Origin of the sequence: Bacillus shivajii, assembly GCF_020519665.1 — a bacterium.
Classification (GTDB): Bacteria; Bacillota; Bacilli; order Bacillales; family Salisediminibacteriaceae; genus Bacillus_CA; species Bacillus_CA shivajii.
On the sequence record NZ_CP084703.1, the window covers coordinates 3,457,411 to 3,481,543 of the forward strand.

At 37.6% G+C, this 24,133-nt stretch carries 17 protein-coding genes, 1 pseudogene and 1 other annotated feature; of the genes and pseudogenes, 1 reads left to right on the forward strand and 17 read right to left on the reverse strand.

Annotated features, from left to right (window positions below; genetic code table 11):
• Window positions 1-264 precede the first annotated feature (264 nt).
• The 16 genes and pseudogenes from LGQ02_RS16690 to LGQ02_RS16765 form a co-directional block, all read right to left on the reverse strand.
• Window positions 265-858: a molecular chaperone TorD family protein gene (locus LGQ02_RS16690; RefSeq protein ID WP_226515467.1), complete on the reverse strand. Its 594-nt coding sequence runs from the start codon at window positions 856-858 to the stop codon at window positions 265-267.
• Window positions 855-3,965: a molybdopterin-dependent oxidoreductase gene (locus LGQ02_RS16695; protein WP_226515468.1), complete on the reverse strand. Its 3,111-nt coding sequence runs from the start codon at window positions 3,963-3,965 to the stop codon at window positions 855-857. Before LGQ02_RS16695 ends, LGQ02_RS16690 begins: the two co-directional genes overlap by 4 nt.
• Window positions 3,958-5,238, reverse strand: coding sequence for an NrfD/PsrC family molybdoenzyme membrane anchor subunit (nrfD, locus tag LGQ02_RS16700; RefSeq protein WP_226515469.1), 1,281 nt, complete (start codon window positions 5,236-5,238; stop codon window positions 3,958-3,960). The genes LGQ02_RS16695 and nrfD overlap by 8 nt, the downstream gene beginning before the upstream one ends.
• Window positions 5,239-5,259: 21 nt before the next feature.
• Window positions 5,260-6,117: a sulfate reduction electron transfer complex DsrMKJOP subunit DsrO gene (dsrO, locus tag LGQ02_RS16705; protein WP_226515470.1), complete on the reverse strand. Its 858-nt coding sequence runs from the start codon at window positions 6,115-6,117 to the stop codon at window positions 5,260-5,262.
• A 27-nt stretch (window positions 6,118-6,144) separates the two neighbouring features.
• Window positions 6,145-6,321, reverse strand: a complete 177-nt coding sequence (tatA, locus tag LGQ02_RS16710) for a twin-arginine translocase TatA/TatE family subunit (protein WP_226515471.1) — start codon at window positions 6,319-6,321, stop codon at window positions 6,145-6,147.
• A 241-nt stretch (window positions 6,322-6,562) separates the two neighbouring features.
• Window positions 6,563-7,924, reverse strand: a complete 1,362-nt coding sequence (locus LGQ02_RS16715) for a sigma-54-dependent transcriptional regulator (RefSeq protein WP_226515472.1) — start codon at window positions 7,922-7,924, stop codon at window positions 6,563-6,565.
• A complete protein-coding gene (locus LGQ02_RS16720; protein ID WP_226515473.1) occupies window positions 7,921-10,029 on the reverse strand; it encodes an ATP-binding protein in 2,109 nt (702 codons plus the stop codon). The genes LGQ02_RS16715 and LGQ02_RS16720 overlap by 4 nt, the downstream gene beginning before the upstream one ends.
• Window positions 10,026-11,012, reverse strand: coding sequence for an ABC transporter substrate-binding protein (locus tag LGQ02_RS16725; RefSeq protein ID WP_226515474.1), 987 nt, complete (start codon window positions 11,010-11,012; stop codon window positions 10,026-10,028). Before LGQ02_RS16725 ends, LGQ02_RS16720 begins: the two co-directional genes overlap by 4 nt.
• A gap of 329 nt (window positions 11,013-11,341) precedes the next feature.
• Window positions 11,342-12,019: a formate dehydrogenase subunit gamma gene (locus LGQ02_RS16730; protein ID WP_226515475.1), complete on the reverse strand. Its 678-nt coding sequence runs from the start codon at window positions 12,017-12,019 to the stop codon at window positions 11,342-11,344.
• Window positions 11,991-13,046, reverse strand: a complete 1,056-nt coding sequence (locus LGQ02_RS16735) for a 4Fe-4S dicluster domain-containing protein (RefSeq protein WP_226515476.1) — start codon at window positions 13,044-13,046, stop codon at window positions 11,991-11,993. The genes LGQ02_RS16730 and LGQ02_RS16735 overlap by 29 nt, the downstream gene beginning before the upstream one ends.
• 122 nt (window positions 13,047-13,168) lie before the next feature.
• The gene (locus LGQ02_RS16740; RefSeq protein ID WP_226515477.1) at window positions 13,169-13,534 is read right to left on the reverse strand and encodes a YheC/YheD family protein; all 366 of its coding nucleotides are present in this window, start codon (window positions 13,532-13,534) and stop codon (window positions 13,169-13,171) included.
• A 401-nt stretch (window positions 13,535-13,935) separates the two neighbouring features.
• Window positions 13,936-14,632: pseudogene (locus LGQ02_RS16745) on the reverse strand (histidinol-phosphatase HisJ family protein); the annotation flags it as partial.
• The gene (gene serA / locus LGQ02_RS16750) at window positions 14,633-16,219 is read right to left on the reverse strand and encodes a phosphoglycerate dehydrogenase (RefSeq protein WP_226515478.1); all 1,587 of its coding nucleotides are present in this window, start codon (window positions 16,217-16,219) and stop codon (window positions 14,633-14,635) included.
• A gap of 4 nt (window positions 16,220-16,223) precedes the next feature.
• Window positions 16,224-17,378 (reverse strand): pyridoxal-phosphate-dependent aminotransferase family protein, encoded by a 1,155-nt coding sequence (locus LGQ02_RS16755; RefSeq protein ID WP_226518354.1) that lies wholly within the window; start codon window positions 17,376-17,378, stop codon window positions 16,224-16,226.
• Window positions 17,379-17,408: 30 nt separating this feature from the next.
• On the reverse strand, window positions 17,409-18,419 hold the full coding sequence (gene asnA / locus LGQ02_RS16760) for an aspartate--ammonia ligase (protein WP_226515479.1): 1,011 nt from the start codon (window positions 18,417-18,419) through the stop codon (window positions 17,409-17,411).
• 97 nt (window positions 18,420-18,516) lie between these two features.
• Window positions 18,517-18,733: a binding site (T-box leader), on the reverse strand.
• A 222-nt stretch (window positions 18,734-18,955) separates the two neighbouring features.
• Window positions 18,956-19,519: a cupin domain-containing protein gene (locus tag LGQ02_RS16765; RefSeq protein WP_226515480.1), complete on the reverse strand. Its 564-nt coding sequence runs from the start codon at window positions 19,517-19,519 to the stop codon at window positions 18,956-18,958.
• 785 nt (window positions 19,520-20,304) lie between these two features.
• Here LGQ02_RS16765 and LGQ02_RS16770 point away from each other — a divergent pair.
• On the forward strand, window positions 20,305-20,844 hold the full coding sequence (locus LGQ02_RS16770) for a hypothetical protein (RefSeq protein ID WP_226515481.1): 540 nt from the start codon (window positions 20,305-20,307) through the stop codon (window positions 20,842-20,844).
• A 323-nt stretch (window positions 20,845-21,167) separates the two neighbouring features.
• On the opposite strand, the gene LGQ02_RS16775 is transcribed toward LGQ02_RS16770, so the two are convergent.
• On the reverse strand, window positions 21,168-23,891 hold the full coding sequence (locus tag LGQ02_RS16775; protein WP_226515482.1) for an SMC family protein: 2,724 nt from the start codon (window positions 23,889-23,891) through the stop codon (window positions 21,168-21,170).
• Window positions 23,892-24,133: the final 242 nt, after the last annotated feature.

Sequence of the window (24,133 nt, forward strand, 5' to 3'; positions counted from 1 at the left end):
AAAATCGCCGATTGGCGACCCTTTAAGGCGTAGACAGAGGAGTAGTTACGACGCACAGGATGTGCTAGCACCGGCGTTCCGACAGGACGTCGGGTCTTTAGCCGGTCAGGCTTACTATACACATTTAAATTTTCACTACGCCGAAATTGCTTCTTAGCTAAATACATTCTTATAGTGTAACAATTGACTCTTTCATTGATTTATTTGCTACAAAAATGGCTACTGGGACATTACCAGTAGCCATTTCTATTTTGCCTAATTTCATCATTGATTTTCTATATCCATCATTTTATGAATTTGTTGAACAAAGTCTAAACATATACCGAATTCTAATTGTTCGGATACCTTCTTCTCAAAAGTCCCATAAGATGGAACGACGTATTCTTGGAAGATATTCGTACTATTTTTTGAATGTATATTGTCTTCAGTTTCCATCTGCTTCATGAGAAGAAAATGTTGAAACATAAACAATGTCCCAAGGTGATCGATACGTAAAAACTTTTCTTCTGCAAACGGAAGGAACCCTTCTTTCTCATAACGTTTCGCTAACGTTTCTAAAAATGCTGTTTCTGATTGATCATCGTGCTTATCATGTAAGTGTGACGCTACATATGGTGGGACATAATGCGGGCCTGGTATATAAAATAGATTCTCGTATTGCACCTTAAATTCTTCATCACTCGTATTTTTCGACTTAGTGATAATAGGTCCGATTTCTTCTAGAATAATGCTTGGAAGGTCCCTATTTAACAGCTCTTTGACGTGATCAAAGTTACCATAAAAGAAGTGAGCAAAGAGTAAGAACATATAACTCTCTTCCTCGATCGAAAATGTTCGGTCAGTCACTTCATGGTTCATAACTTTCTCACCTCGACTTTCGTATAGAGCTGTGCAGCAGATCCTCCAATCGGGTCAAATAAACCATTATTCTCTAACGTCTGATCGATACTTAATAAACTATTAGCCGAAAATCCTGCGTCACGATTTTTCGCGTATAAACCGGATTCTTGTTTTGGTTTGGTAAACTCATATGAAGTGTGACCATAATTTTTCGCTGATCCCGTCCAGTTTCCATCAATTTTAATCGGTTGAGAACCATAAGCGGTATGACCGAAATTATAGCTACTACCGACTACACCAGGACGAATCCCTTCTGTAACAAGTACTTCGCCTTCTGCTTCATAATCACTACCAACTACTTTTACTTTATCTCCATTTTTTAGACCTCTTGCTCTCGCATCTTTACCATTCATCCAAACAGGATTTTCCGAACGAACTTCTCGTAGCCAAGCACTAGATATATTTCGATGTGTACCGATATGCTTCGCTTTCCAATTTGTCATGACGAGCGGTAAATTACGATCGTACTTAGTTTCATCATATTCTTTTATTTGTTCATAGATTGGAACACCAGAATAAAATTCTCCTGTAAATGAATGTTTATTACGTGCAGTCACTTCATCGTAGAAGTTCGCTTGGCCACCATATTTGTATTTTACATGCTCTCCTTCATATTCCGAGCCTTCAGCTTCAAAACGTCCTCCACGATTTAAAACATAGACGACCTTCGCCCATTCTTCAGGTTTGACTGCTTGCTTCCAATCATTAAGATCAAAAAACTTCCCTAATGCTTTTTTACGCACCGTTTCAAAAATCTTTTGTTCTTCGTGGTCGGCATTTGGGACAGGTTCTTCATTATAAGCAATGTTTGCAACCATTTTTAAATAATATTCTTCATACTTGTTTAAAGCACTTCCACCTGTGAAAGCATTATCCCCAGCTCCAGGAAGTCCCATCTTCTTAATAATATCAATGAAAACATCTTCAACTGGTTTTGCATCAGGAATGACTCTAGTCGTCGGCTGCATAATACTACTTAGCTTAAGAAGCTGATTCGGATAAATTGTTTCTTGACCGAAACGCTCTAAATATGTGAGATCTGGTAACACATAATCTGACAACTCAGCTCCTTCACTCACCGTTACATCTAACGTCACAACGAGAGGAATTTTCTCTTGATCTTTTAAAATATCACGATATTTATGTCCTGCTGGAAACGATAAAATTGGGTTAATGCGATAAATAAACAATGCTTTTAAGTCATATGGGTAACCTGTTGCTGCACTTGGAAGTAACTCATGTGATGAATTTCCTGTGACTGGGAACCATGGACGAAGCGCTGGATAACCACCATCTTTTTCAAATAACGAACTTTGTTCGTAATTTGATTGTTTACGTGTAATCGGAGTCCCCCAGGGCCTATATCCATCTGGAACAGTGTCCAAATCGTAGACCCCATTAAATGGTGAATAGTTCGCACCAGAGGAAATACTTCCGCCTTTCCAATCGTAATTTCCGACTAAATGGTTCAATACGTTCATCGCTCGAACGCTATAATAGCCATTCGTATGCATCGCATTTCCGCGGTACCCGAAAGCGACAGCCTTCTTCCCATGAGACGTAAACTCTTTTCCTAACTGTTCGATCATTTGAACTGTAATACCTGTAATCTTCGCATACTCTTTGAGCGATTTTTTCATCACTTCTTCTTTATAAAGGGTAAAAGCAGATTTTACATGCATGCCATTTATTGTTGTATCAACTTCAAGTGTGCCTTCATTTACATCTGTTGCTAATACTGGATTGCCACCAGAAATGACGACATACTCTTCTTTACCTATCCCTAAATCTTTCGCTCTTACTTTCGGCTTCGTTTCATCACTAACATTTATAAGGTAAGTTGCATCACTCCAAGTTGGTTCACCATCTGCTTTAGCTGCATTTTCGTTAGGGTTTGTTAAATACGTTTGGTCATAACGTTTATGTTCAACAATCCATCTTCCAATTGCTAATGCAAGCGCCCCGTCTGTACCAGGAATCACGGGTACCCACATGTCTGCTTTTTCAGCTGATTTACTCAAGCGCGAATCAACAACTGCCATTTTCATTCCACGATCAATGGCATTTGTAATTTGAGGGGCCATCCAGGTAGGTCCTTTGTTCGCAACAAGTGGATTCGTTCCGAAAACGAGGAGAAACTCTGCCTCATCTAAGTCAGCGTACGTACGGCGTTTATTCCCTTCAAAAGAGCGATTATTACCAATCACACTACTTACACCACAAATTCCACCGTGGTCATCAAAGTTAATGCTTCCAAACCCCTGCTGCCAAATTCTTGTTCTCGTAAAATGTCTTCGGTCTCCACCAAGGCACGCAATTTGATTTGATTTTGGACCGAAATCAGGATGCTTCGTATCAATTAACACATCTTTATACTTTTGATCAAATTCACCCTGCGTCATATCATCATTTTTTACTTTTTCCCAATCTCCCATCACTTTTTCTTCTTCTGCATAAGCCCATAATTGCTTTAGGCCAGGTGTATTTAGATCATTACTTCCTTCAATAATTTCCTTGTATGCTTGCTCCCAAGAAATCGTTTGCCATTTCCCGCTACCTCTTGGACCAACTCGTTTCATAGGTTTTCTAACTCGAAATGCGTCATAAGCTGTTTGAATTCCTGCTTGTCCTTTTAAGCACGTTCTCCCACCACGGAAACCTCTTCCTGCTACAGCAACACTGCCTCCACCTAATGCAGCAGCTGCCGCTGGTTTTGTATAATCAATTTGACCAAATGGTTTCATCGTAATCGGGCTATAAGGGTTACCGGCAATTTTTCTTACAAGAGAGGTACATCCTCCTTCAATTCTTCCTTCCTTGACATATGCCTTGATCGTACAATGTGTATTACATTGTTCACACGTCGTATAAATGACATCATTTGCGGTATAATCTTCATAATCCGTACCAATTCCGTGCTCATCATCTGCAAAGACATCTCCACTTGTTATTTGTCTTAATGGACTTCCAAAAAATGGAGAAGCTACTGCAATCGCACTTAATATTCCAGCCCCTTTCACGAAAGAACGTCGATTCATTTTTTTCTCAAAAACTGGTTTAGCCATGATCTTTCACCTCATCCTCTTTAAGTTCTAACGGTAACCACCTTGCTCCTAATGTATAAAGAATTAATCCCATAGACACGACACCAATCGAGCTTAACCATTCAACCCAATTTGGGAAGTAATACCCGTGTGGCAGTTGACTGAACGATTGTACGATTTGTGTTGGAACAACGATGTTAAAACGAACGCCTATAATTCCAATCACAACAAGAATAGCTGCGGTTGTTAATGCTTTAACTGAAGTGTTCGTTCGTTTACTCATGACTAAATAGATCGGAACAACAGCCCCTAAAAAGATTTGCACTCCCCAGAACGACCACGACATCGGTCCTGTAAACATCACTGCTAATACTTCATTTTTATCTGGTTTCATCGATAAACCAGCTACGAGAAATTCGTAAAACTCAAGTACTAAATCGATCACTAGGAAGAAAATCATTAACACTGCAAGGCTCTTAATCATGTTCACATCGACCGATAACTTCTTTACTTTCCTTTGGATGACATACATCGCAATTAATAATGCCGTACCAGAAACAAGCGCTGAAACGACGAAGATAATTGGGAATAGCGGCGTATTCCAATATGGTTGAGCTTTAACAGCCGCAAACAATGTCCCTGTACCACCATGTACACCAATAATGGCTATTGGAATTCCAATGATCCCTAATATTCTCATCCAATGATGATCCTTTTTCATCGAAACTTCAGATGTATCTTCACTTCCTAATCGAAGCAAATTCGCAATTTTCTTTTTGATCCCTTTACCGTGTTTCGCAAGATTAATTAAATCGACTCGCATTGCAAACCAAAGCTCTGTCGCAAGAAGAACCATATAAATTAAGTAAAAACGAACTTCCCACGACAAAACACTTATGACATTCCAATAAGCCATCGCATTAAACGCTCGCTCCATTCTTCCTAAATCGAGAAGAATAAACGTTAACGCAACGACCATACAAATAAGTGCGGTAAATAGCGCCTGGCGACCAACGCGTTCGTATTGCTCCATTCCAAAAACGAAAATTAATGTTGATAATAGAAACGCTCCTGCACTTAGTCCTACGAAAAAAATGTAAAAAGCAACCCAAGCTCCCCATGGGACGAACGTATTTAAGTTCGTTACTGCCAAACCTTCAATCGCTCTATAAGCAATTGCTCCTCCGCCGGCAATGAGCATAACAATAAGTGTTGTCATCCATAATTTGAATCTTTTATTTAAATGGTCAGTAGATAATCCTTCTTGATTCTTTAAAGCCATTTTCTGACTCATCAAAAGTCCCCCCTCTATTTATTACCTTAAGTAATACACGCGTGGTTCTGTGCCATACTCTTCTTTTAATCTGAACGCGCGTGAACTGTTTGCAAGCTTTGATACGACACTTTCTGGATCATTTAAATCACCGAAATATCTTGCATCCCCAATACAAGTTTCTACACAGGCTGGTTCTTCCCCACGTTGCAAGCGGTGAAAGCAAAATGTACATTTTCTTACCGTACCAACAGGTGCTTTCCCACTTTTTCTCTCACCTCGGTCGATCCCATGATCTGGTGCAGTGACATTTCCATATCCAAGCATTTCTTCGTAATCTTCACCGAAATCGAAGCTTCTTGCTCCATAAGGACAAGCGACCATACAGTACCTGCATCCGATGCATCGATCCGTATCTTGAACCACAATTCCATCTTCTGCTTTATACGTTGCGCGTACCGGACAGACAGCAGCACATGGTGGCTTATCACAATGCATACACGGTCTTGGAATGTTCGTTCTCGAGACATTTGGAAATGTTCCTTCTTCTTTAATAAAGACTTGATTGTAACTAACACCAGGTGGTGTTAAGTTCTCGGCTTTACAAGAAACGGTACACGTTTCACAACCAACACACTTTTTTAAATCAATGACCATTCCCCACTTTTGACCAGTTGTTGGTTCAGTAGCTTGAGCAACTTCTAATTTCTGATTAAACTCTTTACTTACCGACTCTTGATACTTCTTTACAAATGTCTCTTCATTGATCTCTCCACGTGATAACTTCCTAGCATCTTCTGCCATATTCAATCCAAGTGTCGTATCGTATCTCGATTCTCTTAAAACCTCTTCCCCATTTACTTCTGCTTTTTCTAAAAGCTCGTCATATATGTTTTTCATCGTATCCCCCTCCTAAAAAAATACTTGTTACAAGCGATGATCCTCTTCATCTCTATCATTCGTTAATTCTTTTGTTGATTTTTTAAACTCTTTTAACGTATCACCTACTGCTCTCCCCATTTCTGGTAGCTTCTTCGGTCCAAAAATGATGAGTGCAATGATTAATATTAAAATGAGTCCTGGAATTCCGATATTTGTTAACACGATACTCCCTCCTTTTTCTTTCACTTTATTTAAATGCAAGTTCCATGCCAAAAACAAAAAAAAGCGTACTTGAAACAATCAAATTGTTCCAAGTACGCGCCATATCAAAGTTAATTAGTCTTTTATTTTTATTTCGAACCCTTCAATTCCACAAAAGGAGTTTCTATCATATTTAAAATAAACGAAGTCTATGCCAATTTGACACGACGAAATGTCATCATGACGTAAGAGTGAGATACGTTTATTTCGGAGAGATCTGATATTGTTCGATTTTCCGATAAATATTTCGGACACTAATTCCTAAGACTTTCGCTGCTTCTGATTTATTCCAGTCTGTAAAAGTAAGGACTGCATCGATATGTTCTTTTTCAACTTCCTCAAGCGTTCTCGTTAGCTTATCATTAGAGAAAGCATAATTTCCACTTACCTGACTCTTTACATGTCCTGGCAATAGCAAGTCTCCTAGCTTAATTTTAGTCCCTTGACTTAATAGACACCCTCTTTCCAAAATATGAAACAACTCTCGAACATTGCCTGGAAATTGGTACTGCTGTAGGTGCTTTAAGGCATCTTCCGATAATTCAAATGTTTGACCACCTGTCTTTTTTGATTCTAAGAAAAACTGTACAAGTGAAGGAATGTCTTCAGTTCTTTCCCTTAACGGAGGGACCGTAATCTTTAACACTTGTAAACGATAAAATAAATCTTCTCGAAAATTCGCTTTTTTAACTTCTTCTTCCATATCTCGGTTCGTTGCCGTAACAACGCGGACATTGACTTTTCGTTCTTTCACTTCTCCAACTCTACGAAATTCTCCAGTTTCAAGAAAACGTAGTAACTTCACTTGTGTATCTAATGGCATTTCACCGATTTCATCAAGAAAAAGTGTACCATTATGAGCAACTTCAACAAGACCCTTTTTCTCTTTTTGTGCTCCGGTAAATGCCCCTTTTGCATGACCGAATAATTCACTTTCTAGTAGCTGATCTGGTAAAGCGCCTGAATTTATTGCAATAAATGGCTCATCTTGCCTGCTGCTCCAATAATGAAGGGCTTTTGCAAAGAGCTCCTTCCCTGTCCCGCTTTCTCCTTCTACGAGAATAGAAACATCACTGTTAGCGACCTTCGCAGTTAACTCTTTTGCCTGTTGCATTAGTGGTGAATCTCCAATTATATGAAATGATTGCTCTTTTGCATGAAATAACCGACGGATATTTTCATTTTCTTCTTTAAGTTGCTTTTTTTCATACGCTTTTTTTATAGAAACTTCCACCTCAGCTAAATTATACGGTTTCGTTAAATAATCATAAGCACCTTTTTTCATTGCATCTATTGCTGTTTCAATCGTTCCGTGCCCAGTTAACATGATCACTTCTAGTAATAGACCCTCATTTTTGATTCGCTCAAGTAAGGATAAACCATCCATCCCCTCCATTCGGATATCAAACACCCCGACATCAAATGTTTCATCTTTTAATTGTTCAAGAGCTTCCTCAGCTGATGCTACTCCTTTTGCCTTAATCCCTTTTCTGTTTAGTCTACGAACGAGTAGCTCCATTAAATCTTGTTCATCATCTACGACTAATACCCTTATTTCATTCATTTGTCTTCTCCTTTCTCGTCTTCTTCGTTTTTATATGGGAGAATCACTGTAAATGTCGTACCTTCACCTTTCACACTATCGACATCAATTCTTCCTCCAAATTGTTCGATAATGCCATAACATACAGAAAGCCCTAGTCCTGTACCTTTTCCGACTGGCTTTGACGTATAAAACGGGTCAAACAGTTTCGATAAGTCCGCTTCGTCTATGCCGGTACCACTATCTTTAAATACAACTTCAATTTGATTTTCATTCTTGTTAAAAGTAGCACCAATTTGAAGCTTCCGCTCCTCTTCGCTTTCCATCGCATCGATGGCATTTTGAATGAGATTCACAAACACTTGACTTAGTTTAAGAGAATCGCCTTCAAGTTCAGGTAACGTTTCGTTGACGTTGATAGATAAAGATACGTGATGTTTTTTTAACGTATGTCTCACTAACGCTAAGCTTTCCTTAACGACTTTTTTGACATCAATCTTTTCTGAAGACCATTGTGACTTTCTCGAAAAGTTCAAAAGGTTAGTCGTGATTTCTTTACAACGGTCAATGTTCTTTCTCATAATTTGCAAGTATTCTTCCATTTCTCCACTTTGAATAAAGTCTTCTTTTTCTTCAATGATTCGATCTGAAAGGTCTTCCGCATAAACTTGAACGGATGCAAGTGGATTATTCACTTCATGCGCAAAACTTGATGCCATTAACCCTAAAGCACTTAACTTATCTGTTTGAATTAGTTTCTCTTCCATCTTCTTCTCTTCTGTAATATCTTCCATTACAACAAGTGCCTCACGCTCACCATCTGCTGTATGTTTTAATGGATATAACCGATGGCGAAAAATCCTTGTTTCTCCACCATCATCTTTTTTCATGATCATGTCATCTAATTTTTCTAAATGGTGGGATTCATTTAAGGGACAAGAATAACAAGGCGACGTTTCATCATTAAACAATTTAAAACAAGGCAGCTGCCTCTCTTTACCAATCCACTTTTCAAGCGTTGGGTTCATCCAAGAAACTGTATAGTCACTTTTTACGATAGCTAAACCTGCTTCCATACTGTTTACAACGATATCAAGTCTTTCTTTCTCTTGAAGAATGCGGTCTGATTTCTCTTTAATTTCCTTACTCATTTCATTAAATGCTACCGTCAATTCTCCAAACTCATCTTTTCTCGTTACTTCCATTTCCTTAGGAAAATAACCGTATTTTAACTTTCGCATCCCACTTTGCAACATTTCAATTGGCCTTACAAAGTTAAGCCCAGCAAATATACTAATTAAACTTACGACTAAGATGACTAATACGACCGTGAATACCCCTCGTCGAATCATTTCATATACAGGGGCAAGCATTTCACTCCTTGGCTGCTCTATTACGAGCTCCCAATGAACCTTTTCTATTGGGATTCTCACTTGTATATACTCCTCTCTTTCTACCGCACTTCGATCGTCTTGTTGCCATAGTTGAGAGTAATCTTTATGAGCAATGATTCTTTCTTGTTCATCTAATAAAAAAAGTAAGGCTCCTTCCTCAAACTGGTATGAAGCAAGATCACCAATTACTTTTTGTAGCTGTATTGAAATACCGAGAAAATGTTCTTCTTCATGACTGTGACCATTTCTGGTAATTAACTGAAGGTATGGTTGACCAAACTCATTAAAATCGACTTCACTAAAAACCCAATCATTCTCATATGCCGCAGTGATTAAGTTCATATCATTCGGCCAGCGTTCCTGTGGGTCCCATTGGTTTAATTCGTAACGAGAAACTCGTAAAAGTGGATGCCCTTCACCATTAAGCAAAACAACATCATCAATGGAATCTTGCTCTTTTAATAATGTATAAAAAATCCCCTTTTGTTCTTCTACCTTTTCGATACTGCTTACCATCTTTAAGCGTTGATACGTTTCATCAATTTCATTAAATATGTCATTTGCAAAGCCTTCTGCAATAAGTTGCTGTTGTTTACTAGAACGAGATTCGACTTCTTTCATTGTTTCATATAAATAATAAGTAGAAATTAATAGAAGTGGGATCGTAGACATCATCATGCCAAAAAGGAGAACTTTAAAACGAATCGACTGTAAGTGAAATCTCTTTTTCATCTTTCCTCACCCACAATTTCTACAAAGTTCATCAAGTCTTTATTAATCGTAATATTGAGTTCTTGCAGCATACCTTCATTTAAATAAAACTCGAGTTGGTCAGGAAGTTCTACAGGGATATCTTGTGGTTGATTTCCTTGTAAAATTAAACTAATATGTCTTGCTGCCTGATAGCCTTGACCATAGAAGGATGTTCCATAACTTACTAAATATCCAGCATGGACATCATCTTTATAGACCCCCATCGCAGGAATTTGATATTCCATAGAAACTGCAACAATTTGATCGGTAAGCCCTTCAATTTGAAAACTAGGCATCGTTAATATTCCATCATTGCTTGTCAGTATCTCTTTCAGTTTTTGTAAATCTTCAATTTCCTCAATATTTGTAGGTAAGATTGGCATGTCAATTTTCTCTGCTGCTTCCTTCGTAACCTGTAATGACCTGCGACTAATATCTATCCCTTCACTGTAAAGCACAACGACCCGTTCTAAATCAGGGAGAAGTTCGTGAAATAATTCAAGCCGTTTCGAAGACATGCTCATATGATAATTATTCACACCTGTGAAATTCCCCTTAGGCTGACGGAAGTCATCAATGATTCCAACTTCTAGCGGAGCTGCCATCCCTACAAACACGACAGGAACTTCTTTCTCTTTTTCAATCAATATTTCATTTAATACTTGCGTTTCAATTCCGCCAAATGATGCAATCATATCAACTTCTTCCTCAAGGAGTTCATAAGCTAACACATCCAACTGTCTCGCATCATCCTCTGCTTGTTTTATAAGAAATTGAAGTTGATTTTCTGTGTATCCAAATTTATTCAAACCATCTCTTAGCCCTTCAAGCTTTAAGAGGCGGTTTTCTCCTGTCATTAATACACCAATTACTTTCCTCGGATCTTCAACAACTGTTTCACTTTTATAAAACATAAAAGAAACAATGAGAATACCGATGAAAATAATAATGATTTTTTTCATACCCTTCATCCTTCTCATGAATAGTTACTCTCAATGTACCATGCTAAACAAATCAAAAAACAAAAAAAGTGTAACAACCTTGTTACACTTTTTAATCAAACATATCTTTTGTTTTCATTATCTATTTCCTATTAAAAAAATACGTACGATACGAATATATAGACTCCTGCCAGGAGCCATAACCAAACACCCGGTCATATAGGTGAAGCTTTCTTTACCTTTCGACCATTTGTGTTTGGAGACCTTGAAATTCCTCAACCTCCTTGGTTGCATGTTTGATCTTTTTCATTTTCGGTCATGAAGGAGTCATCCTTTCTAACGACATCAAATTATTTCTTTGCTTGTTTTTCTTCTGATTTTTTATCATACCATAATGAATGTCTCTCTTTTACATATTCCTTATCAACAAATCCTGTAAACATACCAGGTAATAGCTTTCGATTTGCTTTAACGATAAATGCTGCTAAATGCATGACGATACCAAATATAATGAGGAAAGTGGCTAAATTATGCAGTTGTGCTCCCCAAAGCAACCAACCATCAGAAGCTTGCACCCCTTGAATATTTTTTATGACTTTAAAAAAGCCTGTAACGATCGCAAGTAAGATTGCCCCTGAAAAAAATGCATAGGCTAGACGCTGTTCTGGTAAATATTTTTCACTTGGTGGTTCTTTTTTCCTTAAAATCATAGCCTTTACAACTTCATAAGAACCTTTTACATCCCCTTTTTTCGGGACAATATCAAACTCTTTTTTGATCACGTGATAGACAATATGGTAAAAAACAATAAAGACTAAAACGGCGGCGAAAATGTAATGGACCCAAAGTGTCAGTTCATAACTTGTTAACCACTGTGTACCAAAAGGTTGATATATCAAATACCTTCCATATAGCGGCATTTGTCCTAGGCCAGTAATAATTAACATAAAAATCGAGATTGCTGTTAACCAATGGACAAATCGATTTGGTAGAGGTTGTCTATAAACTTTCTCTTTCTTGTTCTTCATTAGACTTCCCTCCCTCTTCGTTTTTCCCTTTTAATACACGATAAGCTGTGATCCCTGCTGTCGCCGCCCCTGCGATTGGTGCGACTAACGTTGCTAACATAAACCCGTGAGCTGTATCTAACATGTTCTCGACATCTGGTTCCATATACGGTCGCCCTGAAGTACGTGGGTTATTACTTGTATCTGCTTCTTTACTTTTCGCAATGGCTTCATTGATTTTGTCATAAGGTACTTTGGAAATATAAAACGTTAATGTACCACCATTTTCCTTATCCCCATAAACGTATCCGTCAATCTCAGCAGCTTTTTGGTATGCTTTCTTTCGCATCTCATCGACTGGACCAAATTCAATTGCATCAGTTGGACAAGACGTTTGACAGGCTGGGCTCTCTCCTTTTTCTAAAAGGTCACTACACATGTCACATTTATACATGACCCCTCCCCCAGCTAAGTCTGGAGCTATATGCATATAAATCCCTACACCTGCTTGCCTTTGTGGAATCTCCCATGGACAAACATCACGACATTTTGCACCACCCATACAAAAGTCTTCATCGATTTTCACTGCTCCTTGATCACTTTTTCCAATAACCCCAAACGGACAAAGTTTTTGACAAGGTGCATCAAGGCAATGCATACAACGTCTTGGGATCGACACTGTTTCTGTCTTTCCTTCATGCTCGACTTCTACTTGTTCCACATACGTCCAATTATAAGGCGTTAAACGGTCTGTACGATCTTGCTCGTTTGAATAATCTTCGTGTCTTTTGCGTGGCCAATAATCTTTAATCGGTTCTTTCGGCTGTGGATATCGATGTGCATTTTTCTCTTTACAGGATGAAACACATAAAGGTGTATCATAAGCGGCACATCCATCACATTTTGTTAAGTCAATGATTGAACTAACATATTCGTTTTCATTTTCTCCCCCGCTTGCTAACACAGAGTTACTTGTTGCTGCAACAACACCTGCTGCAACAGTTGCTTGTGCTGAACGCTTTAAAAAGGTTCTTCTGTTTACTTCCATGGTCATATCCCCCTCACATTGTACCCTGGTTGGTATTGTCAATTTATAAACATTATATACCTTACAGGGTATAGTGAGTAGTGGAAAAGTGGCTAGTTTGTGAAGATTTTATGAAGATGCAACTAGTTACCCTTTGATTGGTGTTCCTTTATAGGTGAATCTTTACTTTCTATTGATTTCATACAGTTAATTTTGTTTAAGACCGTCATTAGCTTTTGTACAGCTTCTTCCTTTTCAATTTCGTTTTTAATTCCATCATCCTCTAAAACTTCTTCATTGCTAAAGCCACATAAAGCTCTTGCATAGTGAAAGGGATTACGGATGATTTCATTAAATAATTCGGGTTCTTCAAGTATAGAAAAACTTTTATAGCCATACCTTTTATTTATTTCTAAAATCCAAACATGTAAATCTATATCTAATATAAAGTCAATTGCAATATCACCAAAGTGACCATTTTGATCAAGAGTATCAGAAGGTGCTGCCAAACAAACCATATTATGTTTAGGGTAGAATAAAAAACTGATCCACAAGTGTCTCGCACTTATGAATCAGCCTTCGTCTAATCCCATATTGAAAATGAATACAAAACCGATATAATTGAATTTTTCACGTTGACCCTTCGCAACATTCACTACATTTTTCATCGTAAAAAGAGGTACAACTCGGACAAATCCACCCTCCACACCGTTCACACATCCTACCATTATCATAAAGATGTGTAATTAAAATTGACGATTCCCCACACTCTTTACAACATTCGATCGCCACGTGAGATCCCCTCCTTACCTATGCTTATGCAAAAATGAAGAAGGTATTTCTTCATTTCACATAAAACAATTGAATCTCATACAGTGAAAAAAGAAAAAACGTAGTACTTTCGTTCATGTTATTCTGTGTTATTTTCCGAGTTTATGGGCGATTTTATTTTCCTTTCAGAGAAAACTTGAATTTCATTATAACCAACTGATTTAGCTAGTTGAATCGCTTGATCATAGGCATAGCCAACGTGATTTGGGTTGTGGGCATCAGAAGATAAAACGATTGGTACGCCACTTTGTTGGCACTTTTTTAAAAACAGCAGACTGGGGTACATTTCCTCAACCGGCTTCCTTAACCCTGCCGTACTTATTTCAATACATTGTTCCAGATGTAGCTAGAGCTTTTACAGCACGATCATATTGAGCTTCAATAAATGCCTGGTCATTTGGCTTATATTTAAAGATTTTAATTAAATCGGTATGCCCGACAAAATCAAATAACTTTGATTCTGCTAACGTAACAACTTGCTCAAAATATTGCTCATACACTTCGTAAATGTCCCGCTTCTCATATTCCTCTTTAAAATCATGTAAATCAATTCCCCAATCACCAATCCAATGAATCGAACCAATCACATAATCAAAAGGGTAAGCGTTGATAATAAACGTCTCCATCTCCTGTTCTTTTCCTGGCGTATAATCCATTTCAATTCCCATTTTCACAGGTAAACCAAGATCTTTTGCCTTTTCAAACAGAGACAAATAATCATTAAAATGAAGTCCTCTCCGATTATCAACCCAAGGGTTTGACAAAATGTTTTTCGTTTATAACTCAATCGGCGTTACATCGATAATATTAGCTACATGTTTTAGATCATCAATGAAATCATGTTTTAAATGTTTGTCAACAGAAAGGAGCATAATCGCTTCTCCTCCTGGCTCTTTTCGGCCAACTTGCATTGTTGCAATATTAATGTCGCATTCCCCTAAAAAGCTACCTACTTTACCGATCATACCTGGTTTATCATAATGACGAATAAATATCATATGACTGGTAGGAACAACATCGACACGATAATCATCAACATTTACAAACTCGATGCCTAGCCCTTCAATTCTTGTACCAGAGATGCTTCTCATTTCTTCATTTGTTTTAACAGTAATTGTCATTAAGTTCGTGAACCCTTTATTTAATGTCGTTTTCTTTTCATTAATGACGATCTCTTTTTGCTCAGCAAGATGAAAGGCATTCACATCATTGATTTGGTGCCCTAGATGTTTTTTTAACATCCCTTTTACTGTTATTCGGTTTAACAAATCCGTATTTATTTCTTTTAATTCCCCTGAATATTCAATAGCGATCTCTCGAATCGCTCCTTTAGCAATTTGACTAAGGAATGAACCGATTTTTTCGGCAAGTGTATAATAAGGCTCTAACTTTTGGATCACTTCATAAGAGACGGAGGGCATATTGACTGGGTTTTTTGCAGGCTTTCCACGGAGCATCTCTAAAACATCAAAACTTACATCGACTGCAACATTTTCTTGCGCTTCGAACGTACTTGCCCCTAAATGTGGTGTTGCAATTACTTCAGGTAAATTTAATAGTTCATGGTTAATCACTGGTTCGTTCTCAAACACGTCTAAAGCGGCACCCGCAACCTTCCCAGTCGTAATCGCATGATACAAGGCTTCTTCATCTACTAATCCGCCTCGCGCACAATTTAATATGTAGACACCTTTTTTCATTTTTTCAAAGGCTGTTTGATTAATAAGGTGCTTCGTTTCTTTTAATAATGGCGTATGAATCGTTATAAAGTCTGCTTGTTTTAATACATCATCAATCGATCCACATGTTATTCCAAGTTTTTCAGCTTTTTCCTCTGTTAAAAACGGATCATAGGCAATGACATTCATCTGAAAACCTTTTGCACGCTTTGAAACTTCATTTCCGATTCTACCAAATCCGATTATCCCTAATGTCTTTTGATACAGTTCAACACCGACGTAAGCTTTCCTGTTCCATTCATTTTTCGTTAATGATTCGTATGATTGCGGAATTTTACGTGATGCTGCCATAAGCATTGCCATCGTATGTTCAGCGGTAGAAATCGTGTTACCCATAGGAGCGTTTACAACAACAACACCATGTTCTGTTGCCGCATTTAAATCGACATTATCGACCCCTACTCCTGCTCTACCAATTGCTTTAAGGTTTTTACCGGCTGCGATCAATTCACGATCGACTTCTGTTTGACTACGAACAAGAAGAGCATCGTACTTCCCAATACAGTTTAGTAATTCTTTCTTTGAAAGGTCGATCTTTTTATCTACGATAACATCTTCCGTTTCTAATAACGTGTTAATTCCATCGTCACTTATTGGGTCACTAATTAAAATATATAAAGTCATATCGTTATTTTTCCCCTTTCAAATAAACGTCTTGAGCTGCTGCAGTTCCTCTCCCTAATTCGACATCTACGCCTGATGCTCGTAATCCAACTTCTAGCATGCTAATCGTTTGTAATACATCTGCAGGTGAGCAATAGCCCATATGACCAACACGAAATATTTCTCCTTTCAACGATTGTTGTCCACCAGCTAATGTGAGTGAGAACTCTTTCTTTAAGAAGTTACGCAAATCGTCTGAAGAAAATAAAGTTGGCTTAACAGCAGTCACTGTTGGTGATGCATTACCGTCTGCCGTCAGTAACGGTAATCCTAACGCACGACAAGCGGACCTTGTCATTTCTTTCATAAGAAGATGTCTTTTATATACATTCTCAAGACCTTCTTCCTCTAATAAGTTTAACGACTGTTCTAGCCCATACAATAATGAAACGGCAGGGGTAAATGGAGTAGAGTGATCATTCATGCTTTTTCTATACTTTAAAAGATCAAGGTAAAAACGCGGCTGATCATTCAATTCGATTACTTTCCAAGAACGTTCGCTAATCGCAAGGAAAGCGAGGCCGGTAGGAAGCATCATTGCTTTTTGAGAGCCTGTAATAAAAAGGTCAACTCCCCAACAATCCATCTCTGTTTTCACCGCACCGATACACGATACCCCATCTACGATAAATAAAGCCTCTGATGATTCGTGAATGACCTTTGCGATATCTGCAATCGGATTAAGTACACCTGTTGATGTCTCACAAAAGGTTGCAAATACGGCACGAATGTTATGGTTTTCCTCCATACATTCACGAACCTTTTCCAAGGGAACAGCTTGCCCCCAAGGAACATCGATACGATGAACATATATGTGGTACTGTTCGCAAATTTTTGCGAAGCGGTCGCCAAATGCCCCTGTCACTAACACCAGTACTTCATCTCCTGGCTTTACTACATTAACCACAGCTGCTTCAAGACCAGACGTTCCACTTCCTGCGATTGTGAGAACTTCTTGCTCTGTTCCAAAAATAGGTTTTAACCTTGGTACGAGATTTGAAAATATCTCCTTAAAACCGGAGCTTCGATGGCCGATCATCGGTTTTGTCATTGCTCGTTGAACACTTGGTGGAATCGGAGTCGGACCAGGTACCCTTAAAAAATCTTGATCTTTTAACAACATACAACCTCTCCCTCTTTAAATATCGATTTATAATAAATGTATTCTAGCTCTTTCGCACTCTTTTATGATTTTATCGGACCATACAGAAGCTTGAACTTCACCGATATGCGCTTTTCTTAGTAAAAATAAACATACTCTTGATTGGCCAATCCCTCCACCGACTGTATAAGGCAGCTCTTCATCACGCACCATTTTGTGATACTCTAAATTAAGTCTTTGTTCGCACTTCGCTTTTTTAAGCTGACTTAATAAAGCATCTTTATCAACCCTGATCCCCATTGAGGACACTTCGATCGCTCTATTTAAAACTGGATACCATAAAACAATGTCACCGTTTAAATACCAATCGTCATAGTCTGGTGACCTTTCGTCATGCTTTGTCCCCGACTTTAACTCATCACCGATTTGAGAAATAAAAACAGCTTTTTTTTCTTCAGCAATCTTGTTCTCTCGTTCTTTTGGTGAAAGGTTCGGATATCTGTCTTCTAATTCTTGTGTTGTAATAAAGCTAATTTCCTCCGGTAAAATCTCACCAAGAAAAGGATAAAGTTCATTTAGGTAACGTTCTGTATCTTTAAAAACTTGATAAACGTCTTTTACCGTTTTTTGAAGATATTTTTCACTTTTATCTCTTTTTGCAATAACTTTTTCCCAATCCCACTGATCAACGTATATGGAATGAAGGTTACTCAACTCTTCCTCTGCTCGAATCGCATTCATGTTTGTATATATACCTTCGCCATATGTAAAGTCATACCTTTTTAATGCCATCCTTTTCCATTTTGCTAACGAATGAATGATTTCTACATTTGTATTTTCTGCTTCTTTCACTGTGAAAGTAACCGGCTTTTCAACACCAGCAAGGTTATCATTTAATCCCGTATCCGGTTTTAAAAACAATGGTGCAGAAACTTTTGTTAAGTGTAAATGTTCACTTAGTTTTTTCTCAAATTGATCTTTGACAAAATGAAGGGCTTTTTCTGTTTCTTTCATACCTAACTTCGGTTCATAATCTGGCGGAATAATGACTGTTGACATTCCTTATCTCTCCTTTTTATTCATTCAGTTTACATTCAATATTGTTAGAAAATGACAATCCAGTGAAAATAAAAAAAACTTGCAAACCCCTACGTTGTATAGGGGCGCAAGTTTTTGATGCGCGGTACCACCCTGAATTCACCATATTTATGGCCTTCATTACATGCGTAACGTGCATCGTCCGTACAGAGCTACTCCTCGTTCACCCTGTCTACTCCAAAGTGTTATTCATTGTGTGGTAATACTAGTTCACAGCAGCCACTAGCTCTCTGAAATTCCGCTCACAATGAACAGATCTTCTTCCTCGTATTTAATTATAGATATTTTAAGTTAAAAAACTTATCACGTTGTTATTTTGAAATGAAAAGCGTTATTCCATACATCTCTTTTTATTTTTTTAATCACTTCATACGCTTTATCGCGATAATGCTTTTAAGCATCGTCGTTATAATTGGTAACAATCATATTAAAACCGAGACATAAAGTCAAGGGGATTTTAATATGTTTTTTTCAAACAATCTGACAATTTCAATGTGTTAAGCCTTCACATATTTTTTTATTAACATTTCATCAATGCCTTGTTTCTTCCCTCTTTTTGCAAGACGATCGAGAACAAATTTTTGGACGATTTTCGGCACTTGTACGATTCTTGAATCTTGCATGTCTAAGACAATTGCTGTATACATTTTGCTCTTTAGCATCCCCTTCTCGTCTACTTCACCGTCTTCAATAAGGCCATAAATGATTCGCATCGACGTTTCAAAGTGATGCGCAGGTGTTAGTTTCACTCGGAAAGTGACAGGACGTTCGTTTGAGGCGTTTAAAAACATATGGTGAGTTTTTTTCGGAACGGTTAATAATTCACCAGCCGTAAGTATTCGTTCTTCCTCACCAATGATAAGCTTCAACTCACCGTCAATAACTTCAAACTCTTCTTCGAAAGAACGGTGATAATGAAGTGGTGGACCTTCACCTTTTGGTGGCAAATAAACTTCAATATATTCGTACTCTCCTCTAGTATCTTCACTCGATTTTAAAAAGGTGATTTCTTCTCCTGTCAGTTTATGTGTAATCGTTTTTGACTGATTACTCGTTGTCACATTTCTCACTCCTAATCGGTTCGTTATTTAAGTCATTCTTATGCAAAAAAACAAACCAAAAGACCTAATGGAGTGAAAGCGAGTTGGTAATGATATATCAACACTATTATCACGGATACAGGAATAAGAAATATGCAGAGATTGTGAAGAAAAAACTTAAGCTAAAAGGTAGAAACATTAAATAAAAAAGTGTTAATTTTTAGTATATGAATCAATTTCATCATTCCGTTTTTTGTGCAATGAAACGAATGATATTATAAATTTATCATTAAGTGTACGTTTATTTTGAAGTGATCGTAACGAAAGGCGGCGACTCCCAGAGGAGCAACGACGAGCAATACTTCTTCGAACTGCTTCGAGCTGCGACGAGTAACCGCAGGAGCAACGACGAGCAATACTTCTTCGAACTGCTCCGAGCTGCGACGAGTAACCGCAGGAACACTGTTTATCTGCGACGAGTAATCGCAGGAACAACGAGCTGAAGATCCACTTAGGCGAAGAGTAATCAAGCCTAAGTTAGCTGAAGACAAGCCCTCGGGCAAAGTAGACACCATGAGTGCAAGCTTCGTGCAGCAGGAATGGATGTCGCACTTGTACTCGGAGTGGTGAAAGCGTCCGTCTGAAGTGAAGTTCACACTCACATTTTGAATTTCCCATCTTGTTTTGAGTTATGAAATTGATTCATATAATTAAGTATTTTAAAGGTTGCAATAACTTATCAAGAATAAAATTTGAAACCGACTCTACTTAGAGAAAATTCGGTTTTTGGTAGATGGAGTGGTTAGATGAAAAAATATACGATTTTATTGTTAGTTAGTATCTTAGTAGTTGGTATGCTAGGTTCTGTGTATTTTATAAACGAGGCTCGAACTGCTAGTAAGGTTCAAGGAAAAGGAGCTTATGTTCCTTCAATAGAAGCTGGAGATGTATCAATAGAGGTCGATACCGATACGATATGCTGGGGCGTGGACGATTGTATGAATGATATGGGAGGTAACGGGAACCAATACAATGAAAGAGAACCGAATCATCATATTGTTACCTCAGGTGAGACTTTAAAAATTAATTATAACGATAAGCCATTACCAAATACAATCACCTTAGAAGTTGAAGAATTACCTGATTATCAAGAACGGTGGAGTTATATTCAACGAGATGATTTTCCTTTATTTAATTATTATCTCATGCTTCGTAGTGAACCGAGTTATATAGAACTTCCTAATGAACCAGGGACTTATACTTACAATATGCTTGTTAGCTGGCATGGAAATAAGGCATCAATCCAAGGAAGAGCAAACTACCGTTTCAGTATTACAGTTGAATGATCGTTTCGCTCTATATCTTTTGGTGAAACTAAAAAAACCCGCCAATACAAAATATTTTAGCCAAATAAAAAGACGTAACTCCTCGTCTAAGCGAAAAGTTACGCCGTTTGAGTGAATTTATAATCGAGAAAGAGAAATGATGTCACATCTAACAATTATAAAAAACAGGAATGATGATTATCTTTTTTCTCATTTGTATCACTAAAGGTACCCTGAAAATTCCGCGATATGCCACACAAAAAAATCGTCAACCTTTGTTATCGTTTATTATTGATAAATAATAAGTAATAGCTGTGCAACAAATAAGCTTTCAGCGCCTTCAGTTAATAAATGACATTAGGATCATTCTCGCTTGTTTTCTTCATAATTTCACATTGCAAAAGCCTAACTTCAAATATCTTCATAGGGTCATAGAAAAGGTGTGGGTTTTCCTTCATTATTTCAAGCTTCCTTTTTACAGAATCCCTTTCAGATTCAGCTTCTGTAATACTTCTGTTTAATTGCTCGAAAGGCTCTTCAAAAAATATAGAAACATCTGCTTTTAAAGCTTTCTCAAACAGGTCAAATTCTAAAAAGAATTTATGAATAATTGAATGAGTAACATCTTCATAGTCACTATTTTCTACATGTTTTTTATATTGGCTAAACAGCATATTGTTATTGTGCTGTATATTTCCAAATAGTTTTCCTGCACTTTTCAGCAACAATTGTGTTGGCTTCTGACGATTCATAATATTTTCCTGACCAATTTCAATTCTATGTGTAAATCGATTAATATCTCTACGCCAGTCAGAAATGGTTTGAAAGTCACAATTCAACTTGATTTTATTTTGTTCATATAATGCATTTAATGACTCGCTCGTTTCATCAAGATATTGTTGGGTTTCGCGAAGTTCGTTTTCCGAATCATTAAGCCATTGCTGTAGATTATCACTTAACTTCGGCATAATCTGTTCCTCTAGATATCCCTTTATTTTTTTATTCATTACGTCATTTAGTTCATCATGCAACACTCGGAAATCACTGTCTTCTTTAATCTCCTCTGCACATTCTCGCAACAGTTTAGGAAGGTCTTTTCTCACGTCATGCTTTGCGCCTTCTTTAACCGCTCTATAAGATTCGGTAATCGTACGCACCTTTTCATGTTCCGTATCATTGAGAGTGTTCACTAGAGCTTTTAGCCTACCGATGATATCCTCATTAAAAACGACATTTTCATTACACGAATCCTCCATTGCCGTTCGTTTCGTCATTAATTCCGATAAAACAAGACGAATTAAAGATAAAGCTCTAGTAGTTTTCTGCTCTACATGGTGAGATTCTTTATGAATAGATACTCTTTCATTTAAAAATTTTACTAAGCTTTCCGCTTGTGCACCATCTTTACTAAAAGAGGAGTAAGAAATTACTTTTGCTTCCGGGAATAATTGATTTATTTTGGAACGAGCTTCCTGTAAGCCCCTTTTCTCCATAGGTGTTCCATCCGCATCGTGCAAGAGGAAATGTACCTTTAAATCAGGAGCTCGCTCATAAATTTCGAGCAGAACCTGTAATTCCTCCTCCTGAAACGCATGACGTGTATCAATGATATAAAGTAACCCATCCACTAAGTTTAAATAATCATATGGTGTATGTTCCTGCTGGATGTTCTCAATGATTTTTGGAGAACTGATCAACGAACAGTCCAGTTGCTGTAAAATTGGTGACTGCCATTCAAGCTCTAGTAAAGCATCCTCTTTAAGATTTGAAATATCATGAACGATTTTATTTCCTTCTTCAGTAACTTCAATTAATTCTCTCGTCTCTGACGGTTTAATAAACATTGTTGCAGGTTCTTCACCTACTAATTCCTCCTGAAGGATCGAATTTATGACAGATGACTTTCCACTTCCGACTGTTCCCGTTACCAGCATGAATTTCTTATTCAAATCTGCAAATCTTGAAACGACCCACCTTGTCTTTTCACCCATTTGCAACTGATTCGATTCCGCCCAAGTTAATAAGCTCTGCAATAGATCAAGCGTTTCATTCATCGTCGCTTCATCATGATTAAAATCAAACAACACTCTCTCTGACTCTTTCAAAGTATCTCCATTTAGTGAGGCAGGAAAATATTCATTCCACGCCATAATTGCAGCTGCCGGAAATAAGCCACTCTTTTCATTTGTGAAATTTAACCAGTTACTTAATAAGCTTGGAACAACCGTTTCTAATTGTGAAAGTAAATATTCGCCGCTCATTAATTCGAGATAACATTCGTAGTGGATAACCGATAAATCATACCGAGAGTTCCCTCTTGCTTCACCGATCTCTGAAAAAAGTATGTTAGCAGTATGAACCCAAGCTAGCACTGTATCCCTTTTCTTATAATTATTCCAGAGGGCCTTAGTAATCTGTGAAAACATCCGCTCATCTACTTCGTACACGACCTTGAGTATTTCTTGAAAATAACTAGGTGGAAAGTCTTTCGTATATCCTTTATCAATATACCCTTTAAGAACATCAAACCATTTTACAGATGCTGTACGTATACTCTCACTGACAGCTAATTCAACTGCACGTTGGTCGTCTTCCTGGTCTTCATAAAAAGTGCGCGCAAGCTCTGTTACATCAGGATAATCCGGATCAATTGAAATGGCTTTATGAATATATTGATAGACGCGTTCAAGATTATTTTTATCGCTATATAGAGAGACTAATTGTAATGAGGTCTCAACAGAGAGCACAGTACTATCTGTTTCTATCGATGTATACACTTTTTCTGCCTCATTTAACCAGCCAAGTTCATAATAAGCATCTCCAATATTTTTTTTAGCCCATGCTTTTAAATCGTTGTTTACATTCTCCCATTTATAAATCGCCGCTTCTAGATCTTTGTTATGATAATATACTTCTCCTTGCGCAAAACGGATAGCAGGTAGGTCAGCCTCATCTTTTTTTTGTTCTGTAAAGAAGGCTTCACCTAGTACTTGAAGTGGCTGTCTGTTTTCGTTTTCTTCCATATATGTTTTGTAAAACACCTTTTGTATTAATTGATCTTCATTCATCTTTACCTTACCTCCACGATAGAAAATACCCTTTTTTTAGATTTAAAACTTCTTCGTTTTCTTCCTCCTTATATCGTTCGTTTATCCCATTAAATTTCAGACCAAATTATTTTATTCGTTGTTTTTATCACTTATGACGGCAACAGATAAATCATCACTTCATCTTGTAAATACCCGCTTGCCATACCGTCGAATCTTCCTTCCATCTTCCCTTAAAATAAATCTTAGTTTGTAAGCATATG